At 68.3% G+C, this 13,243-nt stretch carries 13 protein-coding genes; 2 read left to right on the top strand and 11 right to left on the bottom strand.

The annotated features are described in order from the left end of the window. Position 1 precedes the first annotated feature (1 nt). The 10 genes from CAP40_RS03275 to CAP40_RS03235 all read right to left on the bottom strand — a co-directional run bounded on the left by CAP40_RS03275 (position 2) and on the right by CAP40_RS03235 (position 10,046). A complete protein-coding gene (locus CAP40_RS03275) occupies positions 2-1,132 on the bottom strand; it encodes an ABC transporter permease (RefSeq protein WP_256923993.1) in 1,131 nt (376 codons plus the stop codon). Next, on the bottom strand, positions 1,132-2,262 hold the full coding sequence (locus tag CAP40_RS03270; protein ID WP_086127904.1) for an ABC transporter permease: 1,131 nt from the start codon (positions 2,260-2,262) through the stop codon (positions 1,132-1,134). Before CAP40_RS03270 ends, CAP40_RS03275 begins: the two co-directional genes overlap by 1 nt. Then, positions 2,259-3,986, bottom strand: a complete 1,728-nt coding sequence (locus tag CAP40_RS03265; RefSeq protein WP_256923992.1) for an ATP-binding cassette domain-containing protein — start codon at positions 3,984-3,986, stop codon at positions 2,259-2,261. The genes CAP40_RS03270 and CAP40_RS03265 overlap by 4 nt, the downstream gene beginning before the upstream one ends. Before the next feature lie 55 nt (positions 3,987-4,041). Beyond that, positions 4,042-5,049 (bottom strand): HlyD family efflux transporter periplasmic adaptor subunit, encoded by a 1,008-nt coding sequence (locus tag CAP40_RS03260; protein WP_086127902.1) that lies wholly within the window; start codon positions 5,047-5,049, stop codon positions 4,042-4,044. Then, entirely contained in the window at positions 5,046-5,669 is a 624-nt protein-coding gene (locus CAP40_RS03255; protein ID WP_086127901.1) for a CerR family C-terminal domain-containing protein, read from the bottom strand. The genes CAP40_RS03260 and CAP40_RS03255 overlap by 4 nt, the downstream gene beginning before the upstream one ends. A 108-nt stretch (positions 5,670-5,777) precedes the next feature. Continuing rightward, complete coding sequence (locus CAP40_RS20330; protein ID WP_179187870.1) at positions 5,778-5,930, bottom strand: hypothetical protein; 153 nt, start codon at positions 5,928-5,930, stop codon at positions 5,778-5,780. A 66-nt stretch (positions 5,931-5,996) separates the two neighbouring features. Beyond that, positions 5,997-7,394 carry a UdgX family uracil-DNA binding protein gene (locus tag CAP40_RS03250; RefSeq protein ID WP_086127900.1) on the bottom strand — a complete coding sequence of 466 codons (1,398 nt, stop codon included), beginning with the start codon at positions 7,392-7,394 and terminating at the stop codon, positions 5,997-5,999. Between the two features lie 22 nt (positions 7,395-7,416). Next, positions 7,417-8,436, bottom strand: coding sequence for an SO2930 family diheme c-type cytochrome (locus CAP40_RS03245; RefSeq protein WP_086127899.1), 1,020 nt, complete (start codon positions 8,434-8,436; stop codon positions 7,417-7,419). Further along, positions 8,433-9,623 carry a parallel beta-helix domain-containing protein gene (locus CAP40_RS03240; RefSeq protein WP_086127898.1) on the bottom strand — a complete coding sequence of 397 codons (1,191 nt, stop codon included), beginning with the start codon at positions 9,621-9,623 and terminating at the stop codon, positions 8,433-8,435. The genes CAP40_RS03245 and CAP40_RS03240 overlap by 4 nt, the downstream gene beginning before the upstream one ends. Before the next feature lie 63 nt (positions 9,624-9,686). Continuing rightward, on the bottom strand, positions 9,687-10,046 hold the full coding sequence (locus tag CAP40_RS03235) for a VOC family protein (RefSeq protein WP_086127897.1): 360 nt from the start codon (positions 10,044-10,046) through the stop codon (positions 9,687-9,689). Between the two features lie 108 nt (positions 10,047-10,154). On the opposite strand from CAP40_RS03235, the gene CAP40_RS03230 reads away from it, so the two are divergent. After that, a complete protein-coding gene (locus tag CAP40_RS03230) occupies positions 10,155-10,628 on the top strand; it encodes an Lrp/AsnC family transcriptional regulator (RefSeq protein ID WP_086127896.1) in 474 nt (157 codons plus the stop codon). 16 nt (positions 10,629-10,644) lie between these two features. Here CAP40_RS03230 and CAP40_RS03225 read toward each other — a convergent pair whose 3' ends face one another. Then, entirely contained in the window at positions 10,645-11,892 is a 1,248-nt protein-coding gene (locus CAP40_RS03225) for a putative DNA modification/repair radical SAM protein (RefSeq protein WP_086127895.1), read from the bottom strand. Positions 11,893-11,993: 101 nt separating this feature from the next. Between CAP40_RS03225 and CAP40_RS03220 the strand changes: the two genes are divergently transcribed. Next, positions 11,994-13,205, top strand: a complete 1,212-nt coding sequence (locus tag CAP40_RS03220; RefSeq protein ID WP_086127894.1) for a DUF2029 domain-containing protein — start codon at positions 11,994-11,996, stop codon at positions 13,203-13,205. Positions 13,206-13,243 lie beyond the last annotated feature (38 nt).

Raw genomic sequence — 13,243 nt, 5'->3', positions numbered from 1 at the left:
ATCACTCCATGCGCGCGCGGAAGAGCCAGGCCGAGGCGGAGAGCGTGACGCAGGCGATCAGCGCGAGCGGCCAGAGCTGGTGGAACACGGCCGCCGCCGGCATCGCCTTGAGGAACAGCCCCTGGACGATGACGAGGAAATAGCGGGCGGGGTCGAGATAGGTGATCGTCTGCAGCCAGTCGGGCATGTTGTCGATCGGGCTGGCATAGCCCGAGAGCAGGATCAGCGGCGTGGTGACGAGGAAAACACCGAGAAAGGCCTGTTGTTGCGTCTGCGAAGCGGCGGAGACGAGCATGCCCATGCCGATCAGCGCGAGCAGGTACATGCCGAGCGACAGCCAGAAGAGCAGCAGCGATCCGGTGAAGGGCACGCCGAAGACCAGCGGCGCCACCACCAGATAGACGCTGCCGTTGATCATGCCGATCACGAAGGGCGGCACCATCTTGCCGATCAGTATCTCATGGACCCGGAGCGGCGAGACCATCAGCTGGTCGAACGTCCCCAGCTCGCGCTCGCGCGCCACCGATTGCGAGGTGATGGCGAGGCCGGCGACCGACGTGATGATCGCGACCAGCGAAGGGAGGGTGAACCAGATATAGTCGAGCGCGGGGTTGTACCAGTTGGTCACCACGCTGCCGCCCGCCGCGCCGCGGACCTGCGCGGGCGCGAGCTCGGCACCCATGCCGCCCGCGATGTTGGTGACATACCCCGCCACGATCTGCGCCGCGTTGGAGCGGCGGCCGTCGAGCACCAGGCCGATCGTGGCAGTCTTGCCGCGCGCGAGATTGCGGTCGAAATCCTCGTCGATCACCAGGGCGGCGATCACCTTCTGGTTGTCGATCGCGGCCTTGAGCGCGGCCGGGGTCGCCAGCCGCTCGATCCGGCGGAAATTGGGACTGCCGGCGATGCGCTGCACCAGCTCGACGGAGTGGGCGCCCGAACTGCGGTCCAGGATGCCGATATCGACATTCTTCACGTCGAGCGTGGTGGCATAGGTGAAGATGAAGAGCTGCATCAGCGGCGGCACGAACAGCACCAGCCGTGCCTGCGGATCGCGCAGCACCGCCCACATCTCCTTGACGATCATGGCGGCTAGCCGGCGCAGGCCGGACATCTGGAGGAGCCGGCGCATCAGTCGAGGCTCCGGCGCGTGACGCGGAAGGACAATGTGAAGAAGACCATGCCGAAGGCGAGCATGATGCCGATGTTCGGCAGCAGCAGCCCCCATTGGTCGCCGGCAAGGAACACCGTCTCGAGGCTGGGGATCAGGTAGCGCGCCGGGACGATATAGGTCAGCGCCTGGATCGGCCAGGGCATCGAGCCGATCTCGAAGATGAAGCCCGAGAGCAGGAAGGTCGGCAGGAAGGCCGAGAGCAGCGCCACCTGGCTCGCCACGAACTGGTTCTTGGTCGCCGCCGAGATGAACAGGCCCAGCCCCAGCGCCGGCATCAGAAAGGCCGAGGAGATGGCGTAGAGCGCGAAGATCGAACCCCGGAACGGCACGCCGAATATCCATATCCCGATCACCGCGCAGAGCGTCATCGAGGCCTGGGCCAGGAAGAAATAGGGGATGACCTTGCTGGCGATGAACTCGGCCATCGAGATCGGCGTGGCCATCATCGCCTCCATCGTCCCCCGCTCCCATTCGCGCGCGACGACGAGCGCGGTGAGCAGGGTGCCGACCATCGTCATCACATTGGCGATCGATCCGGGGACGAGGAAGAATTTGCTCTTGAGCTCGGGATTGTACCAGTAGCGCGCCGAGATGGTGACCGGCGCTTCGCGGGCACGGGGATCGCGCTCCAGCCCCTCGGCGGCGGCCCAGGTCGCGCGGACTCCCTCGCCATAGGCCGCGGCGAAATTGGCGGTATTGGGCTGGGAGCCGTCGGTTACGATCTGGATCGGCGGCATCTTGCCACGCTTCACGCCCTGGCCGAAATCCTGGGGGATGACGATCAGTGCGCGCAGCTCGCCATCGATCAGCTTGTCGCGCACCTCGGCCACGCTGCGCGCCTCGGTCACCTGGAAATAGCGCGAGCTGCGATAGGCCTGGGCCAGGCGCAGGGCCGGGGCGCTGCCGTCCTGGATCACCAGCCCCACCCGGGTGCGTGTGCTGTCGAGCGAGACCGCATAGCCGAACAGGAAGAGCAGGATCATCGGCAGCACGAACGCGATGAGGAAGGTGGAGGGATCGCGCAGGATCTGCGCGCCCTCCTTGCGGACCAGGGCGGCCAGGCGCCCGGGATCGAAGCGGAAGCTCACGCCGCCTCCCTCGCTTCGCGCTTGCGGTCGAACGCTTCGATCAGAGCGATGAAGGCGTCCTCCATCGTCGGGTCCTCCGCACCGGTGAGGCGGGCCGCCTCGGCCTTCAGCTCGTCGGGCGTGCCGGTGGCGATCTGCTCGGCGCGGTAGATCAGCGTCGCGCGGTCGCAATATTCGGCTTCGTCCATGAAGTGGGTGGTGACCAGCACGGTCACGCCCTTCTCGACCAAGCCGTTGATGTGCATCCAGAATTCGCGGCGCGTGACCGGATCGACGCCCGAAGTCGGCTCGTCGAGGAACAGCACCGGCGGCTCGTGCATCACCGCGCAGGCCAAGGCGAGGCGCTGCTTGAAGCCCAGGGGCAAGGTGCCGGCATTGACGTCGAGCTTGTCCTGCAGCTCGAAGATCTCGATCATCGCCGCGATCGCCCGGCGCGCCTGGTCGCGCGGCAGGTCATAGGCGCCGGCAAAGAAATCGAGATTCTGGCGAACCGAGAGATCGCCGTAGAGGGAGAATTTCTGGGCCATATAGCCCAGCTGGGCACGGGCATCGGCGCGGCTGTGGCGCAACGACCTGCCCGCGACCGCGCCGGTCCCCGATGTCGGCGAAAGCAGCCCGCACAGCATCTTGAAGGTGGTCGACTTGCCCGCCCCGTTCGGGCCGAGAAGCCCGAATATCTGGCCTCGCGGGATGCGGAAGTTCATGTCCCTGGCCGCGGTGAATTCGCCGAAGACCTTGGTGAGGCCATTCGCCGCGATCGCATCGACATCGGTTTCGGGGATGGTGCGATAGCGTTCCGCCAGCGCGGACGTGCCCTTGGGGCCGCCGCCCAGCCGCTCGATGAAGCCGTCCTCGAAGCGTGGATCGGCGGTGTCGACCCTGGTGTCCGGACCGGCCGCAAAGGCGCCGGCATCGGGCACCGGCCTGCCGTCGCGGAGCAGCAGGCGCACCGAGCGGCCCTGGATCGTGCCGTCGATCACGTCGGCGCGGTCGAGCGCATGGGTGAGGAAGGCGCGGCGGCGCTCCTTGAAGCCGGTGACGCGGATCACCCGGTCCCGCACCCGGCCGGTCAGCTCCGCCGGCGGCCCGTCGAACAGCAGCTGCCCCTCGTTGAGCAGATAGACGGTGTCGCACTTCTCCGCCTCGTCGAGATAGGCGGTGGACCAGAGCACGCCGATGCCCTGCCCCGTCAGATCCCCCACCATGCTCCAGAGCTCGCGGCGGCTGATCGGATCGACGCCGACGCCGGGCTCGTCGAGCAGCAGCACCCTGGGCGTCTTCACCAGCGCGCAGGCAAGGCCCAGCTTCTGCTTCATGCCGCCCGAGAGCTTGCCCGCCAGCCGGTCCTGGAAGCGGGCCAGATCGGTGAATTCCATGAGCTTGTCGAAACTCGCCTGCTGCTCGTCCTTCGGCAGGCCGCGCACCTCGGCATATAGTTTGAGGTTCTCGATGACGGACAGGTCTTCGTAGAGACCGAAGCGCTGGGGCATGTAGCCCAGGTCGTCGAGCCGTTCGCCCGGCGGGCCGCCGAGCATCGTGACGCTCCCGGAGGTCGGCGCCATCAGGCCGGCCAGGATGCGGATCAGCGTGGTCTTGCCCGCCCCGTCCGGCCCGACCAGCCCGGTGATCCGTCCCGGCGCGATCGCCATCGCCACCCCGTCGAGCGCGCGGTTGTCGCCGAAGCATTTCACGAGATCGGAGGTCTGGGCGAGAGGCTGGGTCATCTTCTCCCCTCCCTGGAAGGGAGGGGAATGCACAGGGAAGCGCGCGCCACCGCCCTCAACCCTTGTGCTTCGGACGCGCGCCCGGGACCGAGACGCTGACCGGCTGGCCCTGGCGCAGCGCGTCATCGGGATCGTCGACGATGATCCGCAGCTGATAGACGAGATCGGTGCGCAGATTCTCGGTCTCGACCGTCTTGGGGGTGAACTCGGCGCGCGGCGAGATATAGCCGATCGTGCCACGATAGTCTTTCGGATTGCCGTCGGCGGTGACCACCACTTTCATCCCCGGGCCGATCCGGCTGAGATCGCTCTCCGCGACATAGGCCCGCACGCGAAGCGGCCGCAGGATCGCCAGCGTCAGCACCGTCTCGCCGGGCTGGACGATCGCACCCGGCTCGCGCGCGCGCGTCACGACCGTGCCGTCCGTCGAGGCGAGCAGCCGGGCATCGCCGAGATCGGTGGCGGCGCCCTGGCGCGCGGCGATGGCGGAACGGACATCGGCGGCCGCCGCGGCGACGTCTTCCTTGCGGCTGCCGGCATGCATCAGCGAAAGCGCCTGGCGGGCCTGGGAGAGGTCGGCGCGCGCCTTGTCGCGCGCCGCCACCGTCTGCTCCCAGACGTCCCGGCTGATCGCCCCGGGCTCGACCAGCGGCTGGCGCCGGGCATAGTCGCGCTCGGCATCCTGGGCGATCGCGGCGGCGGCATCGACACGGGCACGGGCCTGGGCGATGTCCTGCGCGCGATTGCCGTTGCGGAGCTTGGCGAGCTGCGCCTCGGCCTGCGACACCTGCGCGTCCGCCTGGGCGATGCGGCTGTCGAGCGTGGCGGCATCGAGCGTGGCGAGCAGCTGACCCTGCTTCACATGCGCGCCTTCCTCCACGCCGATCGCGGCGATCCGGCCGCTCACCCGAAAGCCGAGATCGACTTCGCGAATGTCGACATTGCCGTTCAGCCGGAGCGCGCCGTCGTCCCGCGCCTTGAGCAGGCCGAAGCCGCTGGTGGCGATCGCGGCGATCACCAGCCCGACGATGACGACGAGGATCGCGATGCGGCGGCGGTTCATGCGGCATTCTCCGACAGGATGCAGAGGGCATTGGCGCGCAGCCGCGCGCGAAGGAGCGTCCGGGTGCGCTCGTCGATCGTCTCGACCGAGAGGATGCGGGTGACGGCGGCGCGGCAGACGCGCAGCACCAGCGTCTGGCCGAACAACATGATCCCCATGGCCAGCACCTCGCGCTCGCCAAGATCGGTGCGGATACGTCCAAGAAGCGCGACGAAGACCCCCACGATCTCCTGCATCACGCCGGTATAGATGCGGTCGAATGCCTCGGTAGGGGCCTGTTGCTCGCGCGTGATGAACAGCGACCAGGCTTCGGATTCGGGGCGCAGCATCATCAGCGCGAAGCCGTCGAGCAAGGCCAGCAGCGCCTCGATCGCCTGTTCGCGCGTACCCGCCCGGGCGGTTTCGCGGGCGCCTTCGAGCGCGGGGCCCTGGATCTCGCGGACACAGGCGGCGATGTGATCGGCGGCGGCGAGGTACAGCCCCTGCTTGCCGCCGAAATGATAGGTGATCGACGACATCGCCGTGCCCGAGGCGCGCGCGATCTCCCGCGTGCTCGCCCCTTCGAAGCCGTGGCGGCCGAACTGGTCGATCGCCGTTTCGATCAGCGTCTGGCTGGTCATCGTGCACCCTGTTCGTTCGAACGAACAATACTGCACGATGATGCAAAGAACAAGCCCCGCCGCGCATGGCGCGCAGCGGGGCCAGGGGTTCAGCGGCGTGGGGTCCGATCAGGAACGATCGCGGTCGCCGCGATCGTGATCGCCCCGGTGATGGTGATCGCGATGATGGTCGCCGTCATAGCCGGGGCGGCCATCGCGATGGCAGCCGGTCAGGACCATGGCAGCCAGCGCCAGCGCGCCGGCGATGCGTAAGCTTCGCATGTGCTTTCTCCTCTTGGCCGTCACAACGCACGACTGCGGGAAATTCCCCTGCGGGCGAAAGCCTGGTCAGGCCATCGCCCTCGCCGCGCCCGCCAGATCCTCCACGAACGCCGCGAATTCGTCTTCCGCCTTCGCCCGGTCGGGCAGGCGGAGGAGGTAGCTGGGGTGGATCGTCACCCAGCCGAGCCCGCCTTCGGGCAGTTCCAGCACCCGGCCGCGCGTCGCCGCGATCGTCAAGACCCTGCCGAGCAGCTGGCGCGCGGCGGTCGCACCCAGCGCGACGGTCATCTCGGGCTTCACCAGCGATCGTTCCTGCTCGTACCACCAGCGACAGGCCTGGATCTCGCCGGCATCGGGCCTCGCATGGATACGGCGCTTGCCGCGGCGCTCGAACTTGAAGTGCTTGACCGCATTGGTGAGGTACACCGTGTCGCGATCGATCCCTGCCGCAGCCATGGCGCGATCGAGCATCTCCCCGGCGGGGCCGACGAACGGGCGGCCGGCCAGATCCTCCCGATCGCCGGGCTGCTCCCCGACCAGCATCATCCGGGCATCGGCGGGGCCTTCGCCGAACACGGTCCGCGTGGCATGCCGGTGAAGGTCGCAGCGGGTGCAGTGCGCAGCCTCGTCGCGCAGCGCCTGCCACGCCGCCCCGGCATTGCCGCCCGACCGGGCATGTGCCGTCGCCACCATCGCCGTCTCCCGCTGGCGCGCGGTTGCGACCAGTTCCCGCACCAGCGCGGTCTCGGGCATGTTTTTCCAATATTTGCGCGGCATCTCCCGGAGCATCGCACCGGTCTTCAGCCGGGCCGGATTGAAGATCGCGGCGTAATAGGTCTTCCAGCTGTCCTCGACCGGATCTTCGCCGGGCGCGTCCGCCCTGGTGGCGCCGGGGCCTTCGCAGAGCGTCTCGCCGTCCCAATGGAGCGAGAGCGCGGGCGTGAGGATCGACCAGCGCATGTTCGCGAAGCGCTCGACGAAGAAACGGGCATTGGCGCGGACGATGTGATGGCTCGGCTCGAACCAGGCGACATAGCGGGCGTCGGGCGCGCCGGTGCCGGGGAAAGGCAGGGCATCCCGCACTTCGCGGAAGCGGACAAAGGCGCGCATCTTGTGGATGTCGCGGCGGACCTCGCGGGCCATCGCCTCGATCCGGCGGAAGCGCGGATCGGCCGGGTCGGCGATGCGGCGGGGATCGTCGGCGAGCAGCGCATAGAGCAGGGCGAAGCGCTCGCAGTCGCGGTGCAGGATCGCCGACCGGGCGAGATCGACGAACGCGCGCGGGACCTTGAGGGCGCGGGACGCGGCCGGCGGCATCGCGGCCTGGCCGGCGAACAGGTCCGTCGGGGTCTCGCCGACCTGCCAGAGGATTTCCGACGCGGGGACGCCGGCCTGGGCAAGCCCGCGCGCGGCATCGCGCCAGCCTTCGAAATCGTCTTCGCTCGCCAAGGTAACGACGCGCACTTTGCCCTCCGGTCGGAGGGCTCTAACGCCCCGGCGCGGATTTCGGCATCGATTCGATCCACTGGCGAACCAGCGCGACGCCTTCCTTGTGGACGGTGGCGCGGCCGAGTTCGGGCATGGCGATGCCGGGATCGGTCGATTCCATCCGGTAGAGCAGGATCGAGGCATCGGGCATGCCGGGAACGATGTCGAAGTCGCGCGTGCCCGCCCCGCGACCGGCGGCAGTGGGGCGCTTGAACAGCCCGCGCTGCTCGGGATCGGCACGGGCGAGATCGAGGAACAGGCCCGAATTGGAGGCGGCCCCTCGCGGATTGTGGCAATGTGCGCAGTTGATCTCGAGCCAGGCGCGGGCACGCGCATCGAGCGGCGCGGCCTGGTCGTCCCAGCGGGCGACGCGGGGCGCGTCAGGCGGAAGCCGGTCGAGCATGCCGGCGGCCAGCATCTTCTCCAGCTGCCCGCCATGGTTGAGATAACGCGCCTTGATGCCGATCGGCGTGACCTGGCCGGCAAGGCCGTGGCAATCCTTGCACTGGTTCTGGTTGGGCACGGCATAGGAGATGGCGTGGCGCGCGCCGGAAGGATCGGCGAAGGCGACGGGGATGCGCGTGCCGGCGCGCTTCACCTCCGCATCGGTGCCCTCGGCGTTCCAGACATAGGGGATCGGCACCCAGCCACCGACCCGGTGGAGCAGCACGCGCGTCTCCAGCGGCTTGAACCGGCCATCGACCGGATAGCCGAAGGTCTTGACCAGCGCCGCGCCGACGGGAAGGTCGAGGGGCCCGTCGGGATCATATTTCGCCCGGGCGCCGGCGGGCAGGTAGAGATAGCGCTCCTTGGCCGCATAGTCGGAGAAGAGCGGAGTCTCGAGGTCGTAGCGGAACAGGCCCTGCGCAGGCACGCGCGCCGCGAGATCGTTGAAGAAGCCGAATTCGGAGAGACGCGCGGGATAGCCTTCGCCGGTGATCGCCGCATCGTTCACGCCGCCCGGCCGGCCGATCAGCGCGGCGGCGAACAGGGCGACCGCGCCGAGCAGTGCCTTCATTTGGCGGCCACCTCCATCGCGGCCGGCAGCTTGAACGTCCGCCAGGGCGGCGGGGCCGCGTTGTCGAGCTTGATCATCTGCGGCTTGGCGGTCTCGATCCCGGCGCCGAGCGCAAGGCCGAGGGCCAGCACCGGTCCGTCATCGCCGACGAGGCGCACCTTGTCGCCGCCGGTGCCGTCCCAGAAGACCGGCGGAAGCGTGCCGCCCAGTGCCGCGGCAAGCTCCTTGCCGCCGGGCATGGCGGGCGCGAAGCCGGCGCGGCCATGTTTGTTGCCGGCAAGGCGGATGTTGCGGGGATAGGGATCATAGCCCTTGTCCTCGAAAGGCTGGCGATAGGCGACGACCATGATGTTGGCGGTGCCGTTGCCGCTGAGTTCGTTGCCGGTGACGCCGACATCGTTCTCGGCCATCACCAGCACGCCGGTACCGGTGGGAACGGTGGCGACGGTGTTCCCCGGGGGAGCGAAATTGGGCGTATCGTTGTCGACCACCCTGTTGCCCCTGACCAGGACATAGCCCGCCCCGCGCCGCGGCAGCGCGGGCAGGTCGAACACCAGGATGCCGCCGGTATTGTGCGTGGCGAGATTGTTGGTCACCTCGGCATAGCCGCTATTCTCGATCTCGATCCCGGCGACATTGTACATCGCCGTGGAATTGCGCACGACGATCCGGTTGGACTGGCCGACATAGATGCCCGCATCCGAAGCGCCCTTCACGGTGACGCCGTCGATCAGCACGTCCTCGCTTTCGACGGGATAGACGCCGTAGGCGCCGTTGGTCGCCTTGGGCCCGCCGGTCCATTCGACGCGGACATTCTTGTAGACGATCCGGTCGGCCCCCTTCGACTTGATGCCGTCGCCCTTCGAATCCTCCACCGCGAAGTCGCGCAGCACCACATCGTCCGACGTGACGAGCAGCCCCTCGCCCGCGCCCAGCTGGCCCTTGAAGCTGAGCACCGTCCGCTCGGCGCCCGCACCGCGCACCGTGACGCCGTTCACGTCGAGGCTGAGCCCGTCGGTCAGCTCGAAGCGGCCGGCGCCGATGCGGACGGTGTCGCCCGGCCTGGCGTCGAGCAGCGCGGACTGGAGCCGCTCCTGGGCATTGGGCCCGGCCTCGACGACGAGGTCGCGGGCCAGGGCCGGAGTTGCGGCGAGCAGCACCGCGGCGAGCGCGCAGAATCGAAGCATCCCTCTCTCCCTCTTGCGTATTTTTGAAGATGATACGCCGATCGGGAGAAATTGACAGGCCTGTCAGTTAGGGCCGTGGCAGACGAACTCGATCAGCCGCCCATCGGGGTCGCGAAGATATCCGGCGTAATAATTGGGATGGATATGCGGAGCGAGCGCGGGCGCGCGATCGAGGACATGGCCGGCGTCGCGGCCGGCGGCATAGATTTGGTCGACGGTGGCGCGATCGGGCGCCGTGAAGGCGAAGTGGAGATCGGACGCCACTTCGCCCTCGATCAGGAACAGGTCGAGAGCGGTGTCGTTGCCGAAGCCCTTGGCCGGGCCATCGACCTTCTGGGTATAGCCGAGCGGCGCCAGGGCATCGGCATAAAAGGCCAGGCTCTCGGCCAGGCGGGTGGTGCGGATCTCGATATGGTCGATCATGAAACTCTCCTTCGCACCGGGAGATAGGGGCGCGCCTGCGCGGCTTTTCCGCGAAGAGGGGCACCAAATCGGGGGATTTCGGCGCATTTGCGCGCTAGGGTGCGGCCAATGGCCCGATCCGATCTCGACCGCTTCGACCGCAGGCTCCTCGCCCTGGTCCAGCGCGACGCGGCGCAGACCGCGGATGTGCTGGCCGGACAGGTCGGGCTTTCGCCATCGGCGGTGCAGCGGCGCCTCAAGCGGCTGCGCGAAACCGGCGTGATCCTGAGCGAGATCGCCGTGGTCGATCCGCTCAGGGTGGGGAAGCCCAATTTCTTTCTGGCGGCACTCGAGATCGAGCGCGAACGGCCCGAACTGATCGCCCGGCTGCGCCAATGGCTGAGCGCGGAGGAGCAGATCCAGCAGGTCTATTACGTCACCGGCACCGCCGATTTCGTGCTGGTCGTCGTCGCGCCCGATGTCGGCGCCTATGACGCGCTGATGAGCCGGCTGATGGCGGACAATCCCAATGTGCGCCGCTTCACCACCAATGTCGCGCTGGGCGTGGGCAAGCGCGGGCTGTTCGTGCCGATCGCCGACTAGGGGGCCGACAGCATCCTCATGCCGCGAACAGCTCGAGCTGTTCCCGCTTCGGCGCGACCAGCGCATGCAGGTCGGCCCGATCGGCCAGCGCGACCGGGCGCCAGTCCTCGGCGACCAGGAAAGGGCGGACCCTGGCGATCGACGCCGTCAGCCGGGCGATATCGGCCAGGCGCAGCCGGCGCCAGCGGCGCGCCGCGAGGATCGCGTCGATCGCCTTGACGCCGAGCCCCGGCACGCGGAGCAGCGCCTCGCGCGGGGCGCGGTTGACGTCGACGGGGAAATGCGCGCGGAACCGCAGGGCCCAGGCGAGCTTGGGATCGATGTCGAGCGGGAGCATGCCGGTGACGGGATCGGCCGCCTCGGCCACTTCGCGCGGCGCATAGCCGTAGAATCGCATCAGCCAGTCGGACTGGTAGAGCCGGTGCTCGCGCATCAGCGGCGGGCGCCGGAGCGGCAGCACGGCGCTGGCATCGGGAATCGGGCTGAACGCCGAGTAATAGACGCGGCGCAGCCGGAACCGGTCGTAGAGCCCGGCGGCACGCGCGATGATGTCGCCATCGGTGGCGGCATCGGCGCCGACGATCATCTGGGTCGACTGGCCGGCGGGCGCGAATTTCGGCGCGGCCTTGTAACGCCTGCCCGCATCGGCGCCGTCGTCGATCGCGGCGCGGACGTCCCGCATCGCGCCTTCGATCCGGGGCGCCGATTTCTCGGGCGCCAGCCGGGCAAGCCCCGCCACCGTCGGCAGCTCGACATTGATCGAGACGCGATCGGCATGACGCCCGGCCTGGCGGACGAGCTCGGGATCGGCATCGGGAATCGTCTTCAGATGGATATAGCCGCGAAAGTCATGGACCTCGCGCAGGAGCCGCGCGACGCGGACGATCTGCTCCATCGTATAGTCGCTCGAACGGATAATGCCCGAGGAGAGGAACAGCCCCTCGATATAGTTGCGCCGGTAGAAGCCGAGCGTGAGGTCGACGACTTCCTCGGGCGTGAAGCGCGCGCGGCGAACGTTCGAGCTCTTGCGGTTGATGCAATAATGGCAGTCGAAGATGCAGCTGTTGGTCAGCAGGATCTTGAGCAGCGAGATGCAGCGCCCGTCCGGCGCATAGGCATGGCAGATGCCCATGCCCTCGGTCGAGCCGAGCCCCTTGCCCCCAGCCGAGTTGCGCCGGGTCGTGCCCGAAGAGGCGCAGCTGGCGTCGTATTTGGCGGCGTCCGCCAGGATGGCGAGCTTCGCGCGGAGATCGAGCTGCGACATATGTTCGTCTTATGTTCTTGATGTTGCGGTGTCCAGTAGGTTGTGGGAGGAGGCGATCGGGTCGTCCGGCACGAACGGGAAAGGCATTTGAAGGGACAGCGATGCGATTGAGGATCGACCGGCATTTTCGCGCGCTGCTGATCGCGCTGGCGATCACCTGCCTGCTCGGCTTCGGCTTCAAGCAGCATTGCATGCCGGGCGGCTGGACCGATTCGGAACAGTATCTCACCGGCTGCTACAATGATGCGGTGCCCTTCTGGACGGCGCGCGGCGTGGACAAGGGCAAGATCCCCTATCTCCAGACCCCGATCGAATATCCGGTGCTGACCGGGGCGGCGATCGGGATCGAAGGCGCCGCGACGCATCTGATCTTCGGGCGCCACGCCAACGACGCCAAGTTCCTGGGCGTGGTGACGGCGGTGAACATCGCCCTCGCCTTCCTGATCCTCTGGATGTTCCGGCGCGCCGGGATGGACCGGCGGCGGCTCTGGTGGTGGGCGGCGGCGCCGCCGCTCATCCTCTATGTCGGGCATAACTGGGACATGATCGCCGTCGCGCTGGCGGTATGGGCAATGCTGCTGGCGCGCGAGAACCGGCTGGTCGGCGCGGGCGCCGCGGCGGGGCTGGGCGTGGCCGCCAAGCTGTTCCCAGTCGTGATGCTGCCCCTGTTCGCCCTATCGGCATTCCTCGAGCAGGGCCGCGGCTGGTTCCACCGCATCGTGCGCACCGGTTGGGTGAAGCTCGCCGCGATCGGCGCCTGGCTGGCGGTGAACCTGCCGGTCGCATTGCTCGCGCCGGCGAACTGGAGCGAGTTCTATCGTTTCTCGCAAGCGCGCGGCGGCACCATGGCCGCGACCTGGGACGTGCTGGGCAATCTCGGCATCCTGCGGCTCGACATAGCGGACAAGAATCTCTGCGCCGCGCTCGCTTTCGCGATCGGCGGCGCGGCCATTATCGGCCTGGGCTGGCGGCGCCACCATGCGCGGCTCTGGCTGCTGTCCACGCCGCTGCTCGCCTGGTTCATGCTGACCAACAAGGTCTATTCGCCGCAGTTCGACTTGTGGCTGTGGCCGATGCTGGTGATGACCGCGCCGCGGCTATGGCCGGTCGCGCTGTTCGCGGTGACCGGGATCTTCGCCTATTTCGCCGAATTCTGGTTCTTCGCCGGGATGGATGGCGCCTGGCCGGCGGCGAGCACGATCGATATCGCCTGCGCCGCGGCGGCACGCGCCATGGTGATGCTGTGGATCATCGCCGATTGCCTGCGCCGCGAACCGCCGGAATGGGTGGGGCGCTGGCCAGTCAGGGCCTGAAACCCCCGCCAGCCGCGTCGCCCCCGCGCAAGCGGGCA

Origin of the sequence: Sphingomonas sp. IBVSS2 (genome assembly GCF_002127225.1) — a bacterium.
GTDB lineage: Bacteria > Pseudomonadota > Alphaproteobacteria > Sphingomonadales > Sphingomonadaceae > Sphingomonas.
Note: the sequence above shows the minus strand (reverse complement) of the source record. Positions and strands in the feature narration are given on the sequence as shown.